Annotated in this window: 12 protein-coding genes and 4 tRNA genes; 14 read left to right on the top strand and 2 right to left on the bottom strand. The window is 49.1% G+C overall.

Annotated features, from left to right (window positions below):
• The first annotated feature begins 44 nt into the window (after nucleotides 1–44).
• From E4L36_RS13410 to E4L36_RS13375, 8 genes are all read left to right on the top strand, one after another.
• Nucleotides 45–120, top strand: a tRNA-Glu gene (locus E4L36_RS13410).
• Between the two features lie 113 nt (nucleotides 121–233).
• Nucleotides 234–4,520, top strand: a complete 4,287-nt coding sequence (locus E4L36_RS13405) for a LamG domain-containing protein (RefSeq protein ID WP_136681010.1) — start codon at nucleotides 234–236, stop codon at nucleotides 4,518–4,520.
• 52 nt (nucleotides 4,521–4,572) lie between these two features.
• A tRNA-Glu gene (locus E4L36_RS13400) sits at nucleotides 4,573–4,648 on the top strand.
• 17 nt (nucleotides 4,649–4,665) lie between these two features.
• Nucleotides 4,666–4,741, top strand: a tRNA-Gly gene (locus E4L36_RS13395).
• Between the two features lie 10 nt (nucleotides 4,742–4,751).
• A tRNA-Glu gene (locus E4L36_RS13390) sits at nucleotides 4,752–4,827 on the top strand.
• Nucleotides 4,828–4,917: 90 nt separating this feature from the next.
• The gene (locus E4L36_RS13385) at nucleotides 4,918–5,343 is read left to right on the top strand and encodes a hypothetical protein (RefSeq protein ID WP_136681009.1); all 426 of its coding nucleotides are present in this window, start codon (nucleotides 4,918–4,920) and stop codon (nucleotides 5,341–5,343) included.
• Nucleotides 5,327–6,520, top strand: a complete 1,194-nt coding sequence (locus E4L36_RS13380; protein WP_169051543.1) for a porin — start codon at nucleotides 5,327–5,329, stop codon at nucleotides 6,518–6,520. Before E4L36_RS13385 ends, E4L36_RS13380 begins: the two co-directional genes overlap by 17 nt.
• 9 nt (nucleotides 6,521–6,529) lie before the next feature.
• Nucleotides 6,530–8,539 (top strand): diguanylate cyclase, encoded by a 2,010-nt coding sequence (locus E4L36_RS13375; RefSeq protein WP_136681007.1) that lies wholly within the window; start codon nucleotides 6,530–6,532, stop codon nucleotides 8,537–8,539.
• Between the two features lie 34 nt (nucleotides 8,540–8,573).
• Here the strand turns inward: E4L36_RS13375 and E4L36_RS13370 are convergent, their stop codons facing one another.
• Nucleotides 8,574–8,978 (bottom strand): PA2817 family protein, encoded by a 405-nt coding sequence (locus E4L36_RS13370; protein WP_136681006.1) that lies wholly within the window; start codon nucleotides 8,976–8,978, stop codon nucleotides 8,574–8,576.
• A 124-nt stretch (nucleotides 8,979–9,102) separates the two neighbouring features.
• On the opposite strand from E4L36_RS13370, the gene E4L36_RS13365 reads away from it, so the two are divergent.
• Genes E4L36_RS13365 through E4L36_RS13345 form a run of 5 tightly spaced genes read left to right on the top strand, consistent with a single transcriptional unit; the run spans nucleotide 9,103 to nucleotide 12,686 of the window.
• Nucleotides 9,103–10,032, top strand: a complete 930-nt coding sequence (locus tag E4L36_RS13365; RefSeq protein WP_136681005.1) for an ABC transporter ATP-binding protein — start codon at nucleotides 9,103–9,105, stop codon at nucleotides 10,030–10,032.
• Nucleotides 10,032–10,805: an ABC transporter permease gene (locus E4L36_RS13360; protein ID WP_136681004.1), complete on the top strand. Its 774-nt coding sequence runs from the start codon at nucleotides 10,032–10,034 to the stop codon at nucleotides 10,803–10,805. Before E4L36_RS13365 ends, E4L36_RS13360 begins: the two co-directional genes overlap by 1 nt.
• Entirely contained in the window at nucleotides 10,805–11,635 is an 831-nt protein-coding gene (gene queF, locus E4L36_RS13355; protein WP_136681003.1) for an NADPH-dependent 7-cyano-7-deazaguanine reductase QueF, read from the top strand. The genes E4L36_RS13360 and queF overlap by 1 nt, the downstream gene beginning before the upstream one ends.
• An 8-nt stretch (nucleotides 11,636–11,643) precedes the next feature.
• Nucleotides 11,644–12,210 (top strand): nitroreductase family protein, encoded by a 567-nt coding sequence (locus tag E4L36_RS13350; RefSeq protein WP_136681002.1) that lies wholly within the window; start codon nucleotides 11,644–11,646, stop codon nucleotides 12,208–12,210.
• Nucleotides 12,171–12,686: a YiiD C-terminal domain-containing protein gene (locus E4L36_RS13345; protein ID WP_240770727.1), complete on the top strand. Its 516-nt coding sequence runs from the start codon at nucleotides 12,171–12,173 to the stop codon at nucleotides 12,684–12,686. Before E4L36_RS13350 ends, E4L36_RS13345 begins: the two co-directional genes overlap by 40 nt.
• A gap of 9 nt (nucleotides 12,687–12,695) precedes the next feature.
• On the opposite strand, the gene E4L36_RS13340 is transcribed toward E4L36_RS13345, so the two are convergent.
• On the bottom strand, nucleotides 12,696–13,253 hold the full coding sequence (locus E4L36_RS13340) for a peptidylprolyl isomerase (RefSeq protein WP_136681000.1): 558 nt from the start codon (nucleotides 13,251–13,253) through the stop codon (nucleotides 12,696–12,698).
• A gap of 311 nt (nucleotides 13,254–13,564) precedes the next feature.
• Here E4L36_RS13340 and E4L36_RS13335 point away from each other — a divergent pair, with 311 nt between their 5' ends.
• Nucleotides 13,565–15,445: a methyl-accepting chemotaxis protein gene (locus E4L36_RS13335; protein WP_136680999.1), complete on the top strand. Its 1,881-nt coding sequence runs from the start codon at nucleotides 13,565–13,567 to the stop codon at nucleotides 15,443–15,445.
• Nucleotides 15,446–15,687 lie beyond the last annotated feature (242 nt).

Below are 15,687 nucleotides of genomic sequence, written 5' to 3'. Positions count from 1 at the left end.
GGGGTCGCGAGTTCGAGTCTCGTTTCCCGCTCCAAAATTTATACGTCCCATTCGTCTAGTGGTCTAGGACACCGCCCTTTCACGGCGGTAACAGGGGTTCGAACCCCCTATGGGACGCCATCTCTTCTCTCTATTCCTTCTCTTTGTATTTGCTAGTTTTTTAGCCACTAATACGCAAAAAATTTGATAAGCCACTACACTGTACGGGTTGTTAAGTTTTGCTGGTTTCTTTTATGAAGTTTGTTCTCTCTTTTGCTGCGAATGTTCGCTTTGCACTATTGCTTTTGTCGCTAAGCCTATCGGGCGTGAGCTATGGCCAGACGACGCTGCAGGCCGCTTGGTACTTTGATGAAGCTCAGTGGTCTGGCGTTGCGGGCGAGGTTATCGACTCAAGCGGGAATGGCTTCGACGGGCGAGCAACAAAGCCGATAGTCAATTCAAGCGAAGGTGTTGTGTGTGGCGCCGCTGACTTCTCCGAGAACTCAACAACCGATGGCGTTATTTTAGATGCTGATGTTCTCGATCGAGAGAATAACTTCTCTATTTCTGTTTGGGGTAAACTACCGACCTCTGCAACGCAGTCTCAAACTATTCTTTCCGGCGCATATCGCGATAATAGGCGAGCTTGGGATAATAGTGTTTTGCTGTTTTTCAGCAATCCTCGACGAGTTAATCTTTTTTACGCTCAGCGTAACTTTTTATCGGCGAATATCGCACCGATCAATGATGACCAATGGCACCATTTTGTGTGGACAAGATCGGGCAACAATAACTGCTTCTATTTGGATGGTGTTCGACAAACCTGTAGTCGATCAGATGGCGGAGCGCCCCGTATTTCTGATGGTGGGCTGTATATTGCGCAGGAGCAAGATTCGTTAGGAGGGCGCTTTACATCGTCGCAAGACTGGGATGGTCTACTCGATGAGTTGTTGATCTTTCGCAGCACGCTGAATGATGGCGAAGTGCAGTCTATCTACACCAACCAGTTAAATCAGCTCAACTGGGATGGCTCAACGCGTGCCTGTGCTGGAGGACCTCCGAGCGGTGACCTACCTGAACCGATAGGCGACTGGCATCTGGATGAGTCGCAATGGGCGGGGGTTGCAGATGAGATAACAGACTATAGCGGTAACAGCTATCACGGTCAGGCGAGTAAGGCGATGCCAACTGTCGAGGAAGGAGCGGTATGCCGAGCTGCTGATTTCACTCCCACTGCGTTAGATGATTTTATCTCGCTTGATTATCAAGCGTTTCAGGGGCTTACGGAAATGTCCTTTTCCGTATGGGGTAAAACCTCCCAGCGTAATCAAACGCAGGCGTTGTTCTCTGGCTTTGGCCCACAGTTCAATAACGAGTTACTACTGTTCTTTTGGAATAGCCAGCGCTTTGAGCCATTAATAAAGCGCAACTCGTTTTCACAGCAAAATCTGATTACGACACCGGATATCGCGGATAATCAGTGGCATCACTTCGTTTATACTCGCAATGGCTCAAAAAACTGCCTGTACATTGATGGTGTTTTGCAGGGCTGTCGCTACGGGCTTGATGCGGGAGCGCTTAACTTTTCGCCAGGCGGTGTGATACTCGGGCAAGAGCAAGACACACTGCAAGGCGGTTTCGATTCGGGACAAGATTGGGATGGGTATATCGATGAGCCCTTGCTCTTCAATAAGGAGCTTGGTGCGTCTCAAGTACGCGAGATATACAACAATCAGTTAGCGAAAAAGAACTATGACGGTTCAGAAAGACGCTGTGAAATACCCGTTCCCGTCTTTGATTATCGCTTCGATAGCTGCAACTGGAGTGATGGCCGAGATGTTGTGGATTCTGGCCCGAATGGGCTGGATGCATATGCTGAAAACGGCGTGCTTTCGACGATCGACGGTAAAGTTTGCGGGCTGGCCCGCTTTGATAGCCTCGATGACTATATTCGCTTACCCAGCAATAGTTTGGTGAGCCCAACTGAGCGCCTTTCGCTCACCTCTTGGATTCGATTGGAGCGCCTGCCGTCATCGCTTAGCTCGATTGTCTCAAAAGACACCAACTACGAGTACCACATCACTTCTAATGGCAGTGTTTACTGGTGGTGGAATGATAGTACCGGGGCGGTAAGAACCCTGACCTCCTCTGCGCGTGTTAACTTAAATCAGTGGCACCACATTGCCATTACTTACATGGATGGTAAGCAGGTTATTTACCTCGATGGAAACGCGGTGGCGACTAGTACCTTTGAAGGTGAGTTAATTACGAATAGCAACCCATTACAAATTGGCCAAGATCATGGGTTGAGTGATCGCTTCTTCCCGGGCGATATTGATGAGGTAAAGCTGTTTGATGTGGACTTGCTACCCCAAGAGGTTGAACAGATCTATACCAATGAACTTGCTGAGCGCAATTATGATGGTACCGCGCGCAGCTGCAATTGCACGGCTCCGGTAACGATCGATCATTACTCTATCAGCCATAGCGGGAGTTTGGTGAGCTGCTTGACGGAGCAGGTCACCATTACGGCTCGAAACGACCAAAGCGGTGCTGAGGATGCTGAGGACCGAACCATCACGATTAGTACGTCCTCGGGCAAAGGCTCGTGGGACGGAATTGTTCAGGGGAGTGGAGTGCTTACGGCTTTATCGGGAGGTAGAGCAGCGTATCGTTTTCCTAACAATGGCGAGTCGTCGGTAACGTTATCGTTCCGTTATCCAGATCTGGTTGGCTCCTCTGAAATAATCAATTTCGATGTGACTGACGGTGTGGTTACAGACCGACGTGACGGCGGGTCTGAAGATCGCGATTTGGTGGTTTCGGACGTCGGTCTTTTGTTTGATGTGCCTGATATGCAGTCGTGCGAAGTCACACCAAACTTCACCGTGTCAATCGTGAGAGCGACGGATAACCAGCGGGTGTGTGAAGCTGCGGTAGTAGGGCAGCGCAATCTATCAGTTACATCGAGCTATATCTCGCCGGCGAGTGGAGGCCGCTCAGTGCTATTGAACTCACAAGGTTCAAGTTATGCCATTAGTGCTGTACCTCAAACGGTGCCGGCAATCTTTAATTCAAGTGGCGAAGCGACATTCTCTGCCAGCTATGCTGACGCTGGGGAGGTTCAGCTTGATATTAGTGTTGTATTGGGCGGCAAGACGATCTCTGGCAGCGATACGTTTATTGCTTACCCCACCAAGCTAGCCATCTCGGCAATGGACTCGAGTAATACTTCATTGCTCGGTGCGAGCGCGACACATGTTGCGTCTGCTCCGTTTACGCTATCTGTTACAGCGCAATGCAGCAACGGGATGGTTACGCCGAATTACGAGCCTTCAAATGCTGACCTTGGTGTCTATATGCAAACACCCACCAAGGCTGAAGGCGCAACGGGTGGTGCTTGGGTTGTGGGATCGTCTGTTACGGTATCTGATGATAAGCAGTGGCGTAATATCTCATCGCTCTTTTCCGGTGGCGTAATGATGCGCAGCGATGTGACCTACTCGGAGGTGGGAGCTCTATTCGTTTTGGCGCGTGATACCGATTATATGGGTTATAGCATCGCTGAGAGCGAAGAGAGTGTGGGGCGTTTTATTCCGAGCTATTTCTCCTTAGCTCAAAATGCAGCGCTTTCCGGCCCGCGTTGGGAGGGGCATTGTTCAGCTGACCAGTTTGCTTATCAGAATCGCGAGATTGGTTTCTCGGTACATCCAGAGCTTACTGTGACAGCGCATGGAGCAAATGGGCAGGTGGTGAATAACTATAGCGGTGCGGATTGGAAGCTTGCTGAAGATGCAGTAGGCCGTACGTATTCTAATCAAACGAGTTCTCTGGCTTCGCTGGTGCCGAGTTTGGGTACTCCTAGCTGGAATGGCACGAATCAGAGCTTTAACGGCCAAGGGGTGCTTAGCCTAGCGGATGACACAGTGACTTACGTGAAAAATGGTTTAGAAGCTCCGTTCGATATGCTGGTTGGGCTTGAGTTTGATGAAGCAGACCTTACCGATACCGATGGCGTGTGCTACCGGGTCGATACGGATGGTGACAGTGTTGTTGATTCGTCATGCCTGTCTTATGAGTGGGTCGATCATATTGCTGGCCCTGAAGTGCGCTATGGCCGTCTCTACTTAGCGAATGCATACGGGCCTGAGACGGCAGCGCTGCCGCTGTCATGGCTAACACAGTATTACGATGGTTCTGCGTTTGTCACTAATACACTGGATAGTTGCTCGCAGTGGCTAAATAGTGAAGTTTCTTTGCGTGATGTTGCGGGTGGTTTAGTCGGGGGAGGGCTGACGTCGATCTCCTTTGTCCATGCAGCCAGTGATTTTAAAGTTATCGATGGTGATGCAGGAGCAAGTTTAACCGCGCCGGGCGCTGGCCAAGTAGGTACGGTGGCGATTGATGTGGATCTTTCCGGTGCCGCCTACTTGCAGTTTGACTGGGATGGTGATGGAGCTGACGATACGGAGGTTTCTGCCGAGGCGATATTCGGTCGCTACCGTAGTCATGACCGTGTGATCTATCAAAAACAGTTTTAATTTGTTGACGGAAGATTCTGATAGCTATAAAATGCGCGCTTCTTGATTAGATGTCCCATTCGTCTAGTGGTCTAGGACACCGCCCTTTCACGGCGGTAACAGGGGTTCGAACCCCCTATGGGACGCCATTACTCTTCAAGAATGTGCGGGAATAGCTCAGTTGGTAGAGCACAACCTTGCCAAGGTTGGGGTCGCGAGTTCGAGTCTCGTTTCCCGCTCCAAAATATGTACGTCCCATTCGTCTAGTGGTCTAGGACACCGCCCTTTCACGGCGGTAACAGGGGTTCGAACCCCCTATGGGACGCCATTTCTGCTATTCTTATCAGTACCTTCTCTTTTATAATATCCTCACGTCAAGCGCACAGCGCTAAGATGGATTTCATTGCGAGGGAATGTAGTGGCGCAAAGTTTTAAAACTTTCTTTTTTATCTGCTTGCTGTTGTTGTCATCACACAGCAGAGCAGAGATCGTTATTGTTCACCCCGGGACAGATACAACGCTGTTTTCAGCAAACTATCTCCGTTCAATATTTACGATGCGAACAACGCGTTGGCCTGACCAAAAGCCAATGCGAGTTTTTGTTTTGTCGGATAAGCACGCTGTTCACAAGTCCTTTGTGAAAAAAGATTTAGAGATGTTTCCCTACCAATTAAGAATGGTTTGGGACCGCGCTGCGTTCAGTGGAACGGGTTATCCACCGATAGAGGTGGTATCTATCACTGAAATGATCAATCAGGTTCAAAAAGTGGAAGGAGCCATCGGTTATGTTGACGAAGCCAGTAAACCGATACTCAAAGGGGTTGAGATTGTCGAAGTTAAGTAAAGGCAGCTTGCTCGCTGCAGGTTTGTTCGGCTCAATGTCTGTTTGGGCTGATACAGCAACCGATTTTTATTGGGGTGGCTTTATTTCACAAGGCCTTGTGACCACGACCGAAGACAACACATTCGCCGGAGGCAATGATGACGATATCAGCTCGGCGCTGCGTGAAATGGCGGTTTACGGCACATGGCGGCCGAGTTCACGACTGCATGTTTCTGGTCAGGTTATGTCGCGTCGGTCAGGATCGTTGAGTGATGGTTCCCCGCGAATTGATTATCTATTGGCGGACTTTCGTTTTGATAGCTGTGAGTGCATCTCAGCGGGTGCGAGAGTCGGCCGTTTAAAGATCCCTTATGGCTTTTACAATGACACGCGGGACATTCCTTTTACCCGTCCGTCAATTGTGTTGCCACAATCTATTTATTTCGATCAGGCTCGTGATCTCATGCTGTCAGCCGATGGCGTGATGGGATATGTGTCGGTTCCATTTGAGGAACATCGTTTAGATTACAGTCTTTTGATTGGTCAGCCTGAGAAAGATGACAACGTAGAGTATATCTATCTGGGGGCCGGGTTATCTGGGCATTTCTCGCGCGCGCTGGGCGTTGTTTCAAAGCTCGACTTCTCTGATATGCGGGACCGCTGGCGTTTAACGTCTACCTTGGGCCACATTACGCTGGATTATCGCCCAGGTGCGGCTCAGGAGCTGGGCCTCATGGATGGCGAGCTGGATATCAAGTTGGCAACGTTAGGCGCTGAGTACAATACGGAGCGTTGGTCGCTAACAGCTGAGTACGCTCGCCAACGCGTCGACTGGTCTGACTTGGGTGGAATCTTTGCCGCGAACCCAGACACCGACTCTGAATCATATTACATCCAGTGGGTTTACCGGTTTGCTGAACAGTGGGATCTGCTCTTGCGGTATGACGAGTTTTACTACAACCGCAATGATCGGAATGGCTCAGAGTATCCAGCCGTATTTGGTTTGCCACGACATTCCCAATGGGCGAAAGATTTCACCGTTGGGGTGGGCTGGCAGATGTCTGATCATTTGAGTATTCGCGCAGAGGTGCATCGCATCAACGGTACAGCATGGCTGCCTAAACGTGAAAATCCTGACGCGAGCCAAACAAAAGAGGATTGGTCTCTGTATCTGCTTCAGGTCGCTTACCGTTTCTAAGGGGATACTATGTGGCTCGCAAAAAGCGTCTATCGGACGACGTTAATACCTGTACTGGTTTTATTGCTGATATCCCATATAGCGATCTACGTCTGGCTATCAAACGAGTACGAACTGCAGTTGGACAGCAGTCAGCAGCAGCTGCGAGAGCTGAATCAGCGTGCTCTCAACGGTGCACTGTCTAACTCCTATCATAAGCTGCTGGATATCGCACAAACCCTGTCATTAGTATCCACGGCTCAAGGGCAGGATATATCTGCTGTGTCGGCTGTGTCGGCTGTGATGGATGCTAGCTTTCAGCAGTTTGAGTTTCAGGGTCTACTAGACAGCGCGGCTTTGTTTGATAAAACCCTCAACTTAACTGAAAGTTGGGGCGCTGCAGATGCGCGTTATCCTGTCATGGTGAATCGAGCATTTGAAAATGAGCGTCCAGTCAGCCAGTTGCACTGTAGTAAAACATGCTCTCGATACTTAGCTATTCCGCTGCTTAGTGATGGGCAGGTGCGCTCTGTGCTGGTGATTGGCTTGAATATTCAAGACATGATTTTGGCGTACAAAACTTCGACAGGCACTGATATTGGTGTCGCCCCGCCAACAGGAGAGCGTGAAGATAACGAGCTCAACGGCCAACAGCTCGATTTCCCGATCTTAACGCAGCGTAGCCAAAACTCTCAGGTAATTAAGTTATTGCTATCGCGTGAGTCGCAGGTAGAGCGTAACCACCCGTATCAGATCGAAGCGTTTGGGCGTATTAACGAGGTTATCTTCTCTAAGTTAGACGCCGGTGATTCTCTGGGGGCGTTATGGGTGACTATCTCAGATATGACCGATTCACAATTGCGCCTAGCTCAGCGTACGGATCAGCTGTTATGGATACTGGTGATGAGCTTTGCGATTGTTTCTACAGTAGCGGCGCTGCTTGTGGGCCGCTTAGCGTCCCGTTTGGAGGACTTTCAAGACTTTATTCGACGCAGCGCGCGCTTGGATGCTGAGCCTAGTTATGATGTGGCAGCGGTGGGAGAGCTAGAGGCACTTTACAGCGCTAGCCTCGGTGTCTTTGGGCAACTTAAGAAGTATTTGATCGATGAACGGAAGGTCAGTGAGCAGTACGACCAGATGGCGAGTGCTTTGCGATTGGAAAGGCATGTTGTGGATGGGCTCCTTAACAGCTCTGCCAGCATCATTGTAACGCATGGGCCGGGCGGCCGCGTTCACTCTGTCAATGACCTAGGTAGCAGTATGCTTGAGCAGCAAGGGTTATCGTTATCAAGCGGTTTGAGCTTTTTTGATTTGTTTCATGTATGTGATGACCCTGACGGTATTGTGGATAGCGTTAACCAGCTCTACTTGGGACAAGCTAACTTGATCCGCTCCCAGAGCCAGTTTATCGATAGCGATGGCCGGTTATGCCATATGTCGTGGATTCACTCCTATATGGATGGTTGGTCTGATCAAGGCGCTGTTGTGTTATCGATGGGCGTTGATATCACAGATCAGAAACGTTCTGAAGAGCGGTTGTCATGGCTCGAATACCATGACCCGCTTGCTGCCAGTGAAAACCGTCAAAAGTTACTCGATGCCTTGCCCGAGATGCTTAAAGACTGTGAAAAGCATCAGCGCCTTTTAGCGTTGCTCTACTGCGAGGTTCGGGACCCGTTTGGTAAGCGGCTTATTCTTGGAATTCGCGAGCATGATGATTTAGTCGGGGCGGTGGTTGAGCGTATATCTGCTAGCTTACGCGGGAATGATGTGTTGGCTCGTATTACGGAAAATCAATTTGTTGTATTGATGAAAGGGTTTCAAGACGCTTCTCAGGTTGAACGGGTTTGTGAAAAAGTGATGATGTCCTTTAGCGCTCCTTTCTATGTCAACGGGGAGGAGCAAGTGGCGTCCATATCAGTCGGGATAAGTATCTGGCCAAACCACGGTGGAGACGTGGCGAACTTGTTAGATTGCGCTGAAGACGCTTTGCATCTCGCGCAACGCGAGGGTACTAATCAATATCGCTTTTATCGTTAGTCGGCGGTTATGTGCACTAGTACCCAGCTAGCATTTAATGGAGTGCTGTCAGACCTAGAATACGTGCACGCATCGGAGCGTAGTCGTAGGGTTCGTTCGTTTGCTCAGCTTCCCAGCGCGCTTCGTCTAGCTGCTGAAACAGGTTGATCTCTTCGTCAGGCATAAAGTGCAGGCAGTCTCCGCCGTAAAACCAAAAAAGGTCGCGCGGAATAAGTGGGGCCGTATCGGGATAGCGGCGTATCCACTGTGTTAAAAGATCTTGGCCATGTGATAGATAATCGGCCTCTTGGTTCTCGGTCAGCGTTATAACGGTGACGAGGGCGTCCAAAAATGCCTCATCGTCAGAGTTCTCTGCATCTTTGAACGGCGGGTAGGTAAGCAGTTGGTTGTGTGTCTGCTTGAGTAGCTCGATATGAAACTGAAGGTAACTGTTTCCCATCTGGAATAACTCTGTTGCTAGTCTAAAGGCGTACATATTACCTGATAGACTAGCTCAACGGTTGAAATAATCTCTCTCATCCTCATCAACTCTCTACAAACTAAAGCTTAAGTAGGATTTCGCTATGACCAAAGCGCTCGTGGTATCGGGTTTGCGTAAAGTCTATGACAATCAATTTGAAGCCCTTAAAGGGATCGAATTCAGCGTGGAGCAAGGCGACTTCTTCGCGTTACTTGGTCCAAACGGAGCAGGTAAATCAACGACGTTGGGTATCGTGTCTTCACTTGTTAACAAAACTGATGGCCGAGTTTCGGTGTTTGGCCACGACTTGGATACAGATGCCGCTGCAGCTAAGCGCTCGTTGGGTGTCGTGCCGCAAGAGTTCAACTTCAATATGTTTGAGAAGGTGATTGATATTGTCACGACTCAAGCGGGCTACTATGGCATCCCATCTTCTGTCGCTGCAGAGCGTGCAGAGCGCTATTTAAGAAAGCTGGGTCTTTGGGATAAGCGCAACGACGCGGCGCGTATGTTATCAGGTGGTATGAAAAGACGTTTAATGATAGCGCGTGCACTGGTACATGAGCCGAAGTTGCTGATCTTAGACGAGCCCACGGCAGGGGTCGACATCGAGCTACGCCGCTCGATGTGGGCATTTTTGCAGGAGATAAATGCTGCTGGCACGACCATCATTTTGACCACCCATTACTTGGAAGAGGCGGAAAGCCTGTGCCGAAATATCGCTATCATCGATAAGGGGCAGATTGTAAAGGATACCTCGATTAAAGCGCTACTTCAGGAGCTCAATAGCGAGACGTTTATTCTCGATCTTGCGCAAGATATTTCAGAGCTCCCGGTACTTTCAGGGTACAAAGCGCGTCTAGAGGATGCGCACACTTTGATCGTTGAGGTGGAGAAGTCTCAAGGGTTAACCTCGTTATTTGCGCAGCTACAAACACAGCAGATTGAGGTAGTGAGTATGCGCAACAAGGCCAACCGTCTAGAGGAGTTGTTTGTGAACATGGTAGAGAAAAACTTGGAGGCGGCGTCTTAATGAAAGCGCAAGAGCTTTGGGTCTCGTTTTTAACTATTGTCATCAAAGAGGTGCGCCGCTTTACGCGTATTTGGGCGCAAACGTTGCTGCCGCCAGCTATTACGATGACGCTGTATTTCATCATCTTCGGCAATTTGATTGGTAGCCGAATCGGTGAGATGGGCGGCTTCGATTACATGGAGTTTATCGTGCCAGGGTTGATCATGATGTCTGTCATTACTAACTCTTATGGCAATGTCGTTTCGTCGTTTTACAGCACGAAGTTTCAGCGCAACATCGAAGAGTTGCTAGTGTCGCCCACGCCGAACTGGGTGATCTTATCTGGCTATGTTGTCGGTGGGGTCTCTCGTGGACTGGCAGTAGGTGTGATCGTAACCCTGCTATCGTTGTTCTTTACGTCATTGCAGGTCCATAACCTCGCGGTGATGGTTGCGGTCGTCGTACTGACTTCAACGCTGTTTTCGCTGGGTGGATTTATTAATGCGATGTTTGCCAACTCATTCGATGACATCTCCATTATCCCGACCTTTATTCTCACGCCACTGACCTACTTGGGCGGTGTGTTTTACTCGATCCAGCTACTCCCCGAATTTTGGCAGGGTGTATCCCAGTTGAACCCGATTCTCTACATGGTCAACGCATTCAGATACGGGATTTTAGGGGTGAGTGACATCAATATTGGTGTCGCATTTGGTATGATAGTGCTTTTCAATATCATTCTGTTTACGGTCGCACTTAATCTGTTGAGTGCTGGTAAAGGTATTAGACATTAATGAATGAAGAACAAACCCTAGAGGCTTCACCATTAGGTAGCGATACGGCATACGTTAATGAATACGATGCCTCATTGCTTTTCCCCATTGCGCGTCAGTTGAACTGGCAAACTCGTGGTATAGAGCGCGGTGTATTACCGATCAAAGGTGAAGATATTTGGAATGGCTATGAGGTCTCTTGGTTGAATACCAAGGGAAAACCGGTTGTGCGGGTAGCGCGATTCCATATTCCTGCATCGTCACAGAATATCATTGAGTCGAAGTCTTTTAAGCTCTACCTCAACTCATTCAACCTAAGCCGGTTCGAAACAGAGCAGTTGGTGATCGATGCGATGACGCGAGATCTGTCAACTGCTGCAGGCGCACCAGTGGCGGTTTTTTTACAGCACCCTGATGCGCTTGAAGAGATTAAGCCGCTTGAAGGTGTCTGTATCGATGAGTTGGATATTGAAGTGGAGCACTATGCTCCGGACGCAAGTTTATTAAAAAACACCGCTGATCAGCCGGTTGAGGAAACGTTGTATAGCCATCTGCTTAAGTCTAACTGCCCAGTGACAGGGCAGCCTGATTGGGCATCAATTGTGGTGGCCTATAAAGGTAAGCCCATCTCCCGCGAAGGGCTTTTACAGTATGTAATCTCTTATCGCGAGCACGGCGACTTTCACGAGCAATGCGTAGAAAATATCTTTATGGATATTTGGGAGCGCTGTGAACCTGAAGAGCTATCGGTTTATGCGCGCTACTTGCGCCGTGGTGGTTTGGATATCAATCCATTCCGCAGTAGCCATTTGGAAAGTGCGCCTCATAATCGCCGTTTAGGCAGACAATAGGATAGGCTATGGATGCTCTGACACTGCTTCACAACCGTACTTCAACACCCGCTCTACAAGCACCTGCGCCAACGCCGGAGCAGCTCGATATTATGTATCGAGCTGCGTTGCGTGCGCCTGATCATGCCTGTTTGCGGCCTTGGCGTTTCATTGAGATTACTGGCGATGATTTGGATGCACTTGGGGAGGTTTTCGTCGCTGCTAGCGCCGCTGTTTGTGATGGCGGTCTGAGTGATGAGAAAGCAGCCAAGATGCGGCGTATGCCCCATCGTGCGCCAATGATCATTGTTGCAGTTGCTACTTTGCATGTTCATCCAAAGGTCCCAGAAATTGAGCAGGTTATTACGGCCGGTTGCGCCGCACAGGCGGTTGTTCAAGCAGCGTATGCTCAAGGATTAGGTGCGATGTGGCGTACCGGCGACCTTGCTTTCAATCAGCACGTGATGGACGCACTGGGATTGGCGAGCCATGAGAAGCTGATTGGCTTTATCTACATTGGTACGCCAATGGCTCAAAAAAGTGTTCCTGCAGCGCAATGGACCGAGAACGTTACCCAATGGCAGCCAAAGGTATAGAGGGGTTTATGGCAACGCAACAAGACACGGAACAGTTTCTAATTTGGCTGAAAACGCAAATTCCACTTCTTAATCATATGGGGCTAGGGGCGCTATCTTATGATGGGAGGGTGCTCACAATTCCTGCCGCGCTTGAGCCTAATATCAACGATAAGGGAACAGGATTTGGTGGTTCGCTAGCGACGTTAGCAACGATCTCTGGCTGGTGTTTAACAACGCTGTTACTGAGAGATCATGATTACGACTGTGATGTGATGATTCGTGATTGCAATATGAGCTATCTGGCACCTGTGAAAGCGGCGTTTGCTTCACAGGTCGCGGTGCCTGAGCAGCCGAGTGTCGATCAATTTTTGCAGCGCCTGAGCGAAAAAGGCCGTGCTAGGTTGGCCCTTACTATCCAGATTATCTGCGAAGGTGAGACCACATTGGAGATGCGGGGCAACTACGTGGCAATTGCCCGCAGTGCCCCACAATAAAGGCAGTATTTAGTTCGCTAAGCGTTTCACGCTTTGAATAACCACGGGTGTATTCGGCACGTTACGGTGGCCGCCTTTCGCACCGGTCTCTACTTTTGCGATGTTATCTACAACCTCCATGCCTGACACCACCTTACCAAACACTGCATAGCCTGCGCGGTTACCCGCTGCATTGAGGTTGAAGTTATCGACAAGGTTGATGAAGAACTGGCTGGTGGCGCTGTGTGGGTTGCGTGTACGAGCCATTGAAATCGTACCACGGTCGTTGCCAACGCCGTTGGCTGACTCATTCTGGATAGGCGCGAGTGTCTCTTTGCGGCTGAAGTCTTCAGTAAAGCCGCCGCCCTGAATCATAAAGCCATCAATAATCCGGTGGAAGGTTGTGCCTGCATAGAAGTTATCGTCGACGTAGCGCAAGAAATTGTCGACTGTGATAGGCGCTTCCTCAGCAAATAACTCTAAAACAATCGTCCCCTTATTGGTCGTCATTTCGACTTGCGGGTTAGCTGCGTATAGATGGGTGGTTATGCAGAAGATAGCTGCGAGTTTAGCGAAGAATCTTAACATTTTAGGAACACCTTAGTACCGAAAAAGAGACTGCAATAATGGGCTAAAAAGGCGCTTTTTGAAAGTACCTCACCATTGGAAAAAAAACTCGCAATCTCACGAAGTTAGGCTTTACTTATTAAACTAAAGGTTTAGGTGCATTGATCGATATCAGCACTTAAGTCGAATGTGCTGGCTGAGTGAAGTTATCAGCGAATTAATCGCAGCTAAACTGAGAACAGCGCTAAGTGTTTTTCACTCGCAGGGTAACAGTGCTCTGTTTTACTCCGACAGGGACAGTCTATGTTACGTCATACAAAGATGAGGTGGTGATGAAAGTCTCTCACAAACTGGCCTTGGTGGCCTCCACTGTCGTGGTATTGGTATTTAGTCTTTTTTCTTGGATTCAGTACCAGTCAGTAAAAAATTCATTGGTTGATGCCGCCGAGAGCAGTACCCAAGAGAGTATGGTGGTGCTTTCTCATCAGATCACCAACTGGTTGAACGGCAAGCTGGCTCTGATCAATATGATGGCTGAAACTGTCGATGCTGATTTTTCCGAGCAGAGTATTCAGCAAGCTTTTGATACGCCTTTATTGAAAGAAGAGTTCATTTTGATATTTGGTGGCTTGGAGAAAGATGGGGCTCGTATCACGAACGACCCAACTTGGAACCCTGCTAATTGGGATGCGCGTAAACGTCCTTGGTATCCACATGCACGCGACCATGACCAAGCAGTGCTCACTGAGCCCTATGCCGATGCTGCAACCGGTGAAATATTGATCTCTGCCGTTGCGAAACTGCAGGATAAAGGCCGTTTCCAAGGTGCGTTTGGGGGAGACTTAAGCTTAGCCACAGTTGCTGAAGCGCTAAACACAATGAGCTTCGATGGTGCAGGTTATGCGCTATTGTTAGACGGTAACGGGCAAGTTATCTCTCACCCTGATGTGGCCTATAACGGTAAAAACATAACTGACTTCCTAGATGGAGAACCGCTCGAGTTTTCGAAAGACCTACATACAGCTTCTGTTGCTGGAAAGGATGTATTCGTTTTATTTGAACCATTGGAGCGGCTACCAGGGCACAGTTGGTATGTTGCTGCGGTACTTGATAAAGCAACTGTAATGGCGCCTGCTTTAAGATTTGGTACGAGTGCCGTTATCGGAACAATAATCTGTATTATCTTGTCGTCGTTAGCGCTCTATGTTGTGTCTACAAAACTGCTTCAGCCGATGTTATCGCTTCGCCAGTCTATCCGAGAACTCAACTCCGGGGATGGTGATTTGACTCATCGCCTTTCTGTAGAGTCAAAGGATGAGTTTGGTGCCCTGTCCGGTGAGTTCAATGAGTTTTTAGATTTCTTACAAAAAGTGATTCTCGATGTCAAAGATGCGTCCCACAAGATACGGAACAGCACCGATCAGACAGCCCACGCCGCCAACAGTTCTTCAAATCAATTAAGTGAGCAGCTTAACGAACTTGACCAACTAGCCGCAGCCATGCATGAAATGTCTGCAACGGCGACGGAAGTAGCTAGTAGCGCTCAACAGACAGCGTCTGCTGCTCAAAGTGCGGATGATGCTGCGATGGAAGGGGCGGATGTCGTCAGCAAAACAACAAGCGCGATGGAATCATTGGTCGGAAATATGGATGGCGCTGTCTTAACGGTCAGCGAACTTGCGAGCTACAGCAATAACATTGAATCTATCTTGACGGTTATCACCGGTATTGCAGAGCAGACGAACTTGCTTGCGCTCAACGCTGCTATTGAAGCTGCGCGCGCGGGTGATGCAGGCCGAGGCTTCGCGGTTGTGGCGGATGAGGTGCGCGCGCTTGCATCACGGACGCAGCAGTCAACGGAAGAGATTCAAAAGATGATCGGACAGTTGCAAGGCGGTGTAACGAAAGCTGAAGAGACCATCAGCCGTGGCCGAGACGTAGCTAATGAAGCGTGTAGCATTGCGCAAAATGCGAATCAATCGCTCGAGAATATCCGTAACGGGATTCGCCATATCAGTGAGATGACAATCCAGATAGCGACTGCCGCTGAAGAGCAAAGTGCAACCTCAGATGAGATCAACCGCAATACGTCTAATATTCGAGATATCAGTCAACTGGTGTCAGAAAGTGCTCAGGATCAAGCGATGCTGTGTAACAGCATGGTTGAGCAGACGTCAGAACAGGATCGTATTCTAGGTAAGTTCAAAGTCTAGCGAAGTCGTTCATAGAAAAGCCACTCTATATTACGAGTGGCTTTTTACTGTTCAATGAAAACTGCGCCCAGAGGGTGTGGTCATCTATGGTCGGCTATGCCTGCTATAAGAGCCTCTTACCCATGGGCAATCTTTGTTGAGTGCTCTCTGGAATAAAAAGCAAGTGCATGAGCTGATTCAAAAGGGCATCACGTGTTTTTTTGCATTGTCGGTATCATATAGTGTGGACGCCTAAATATAGG

The sequence above is a fragment of the Neptunomonas sp. XY-337 genome (assembly GCF_004959845.1).
Classification (GTDB): domain Bacteria; phylum Pseudomonadota; class Gammaproteobacteria; order Pseudomonadales; family Balneatricaceae; genus Neptunomonas; species Neptunomonas marina.
Note: the sequence above shows the minus strand (reverse complement) of the source record. Positions and strands in the feature narration are given on the sequence as shown.

Excerpts from the sequence above, each read along its gene's own strand:
- E4L36_RS13340 (WP_136681000.1), bottom strand. The coding sequence starts at position 13,253 with ATGTTAAGATTCTTCGCTAAACTCGCAGCTATCTTCTGCATAACCACC.
- E4L36_RS13365 (WP_136681005.1), top strand. The coding sequence starts at position 9,103 with ATGACCAAAGCGCTCGTGGTATCGGGTTTGCGTAAAGTCTATGACAAT.
- E4L36_RS13370 (WP_136681006.1), bottom strand. The coding sequence starts at position 8,978 with ATGGGAAACAGTTACCTTCAGTTTCATATCGAGCTACTCAAGCAGACA.
- E4L36_RS13335 (WP_136680999.1), top strand. The coding sequence starts at position 13,565 with ATGAAAGTCTCTCACAAACTGGCCTTGGTGGCCTCCACTGTCGTGGTA.
- E4L36_RS13375 (WP_136681007.1), top strand. The coding sequence starts at position 6,530 with ATGTGGCTCGCAAAAAGCGTCTATCGGACGACGTTAATACCTGTACTG.
- queF (WP_136681003.1), top strand. The coding sequence starts at position 10,805 with ATGAATGAAGAACAAACCCTAGAGGCTTCACCATTAGGTAGCGATACG.
- E4L36_RS13405 (WP_136681010.1), top strand. The coding sequence starts at position 234 with ATGAAGTTTGTTCTCTCTTTTGCTGCGAATGTTCGCTTTGCACTATTG.
- E4L36_RS13345 (WP_240770727.1), top strand. The coding sequence starts at position 12,171 with ATGGACCGAGAACGTTACCCAATGGCAGCCAAAGGTATAGAGGGGTTT.
- E4L36_RS13350 (WP_136681002.1), top strand. The coding sequence starts at position 11,644 with ATGGATGCTCTGACACTGCTTCACAACCGTACTTCAACACCCGCTCTA.
- E4L36_RS13360 (WP_136681004.1), top strand. The coding sequence starts at position 10,032 with ATGAAAGCGCAAGAGCTTTGGGTCTCGTTTTTAACTATTGTCATCAAA.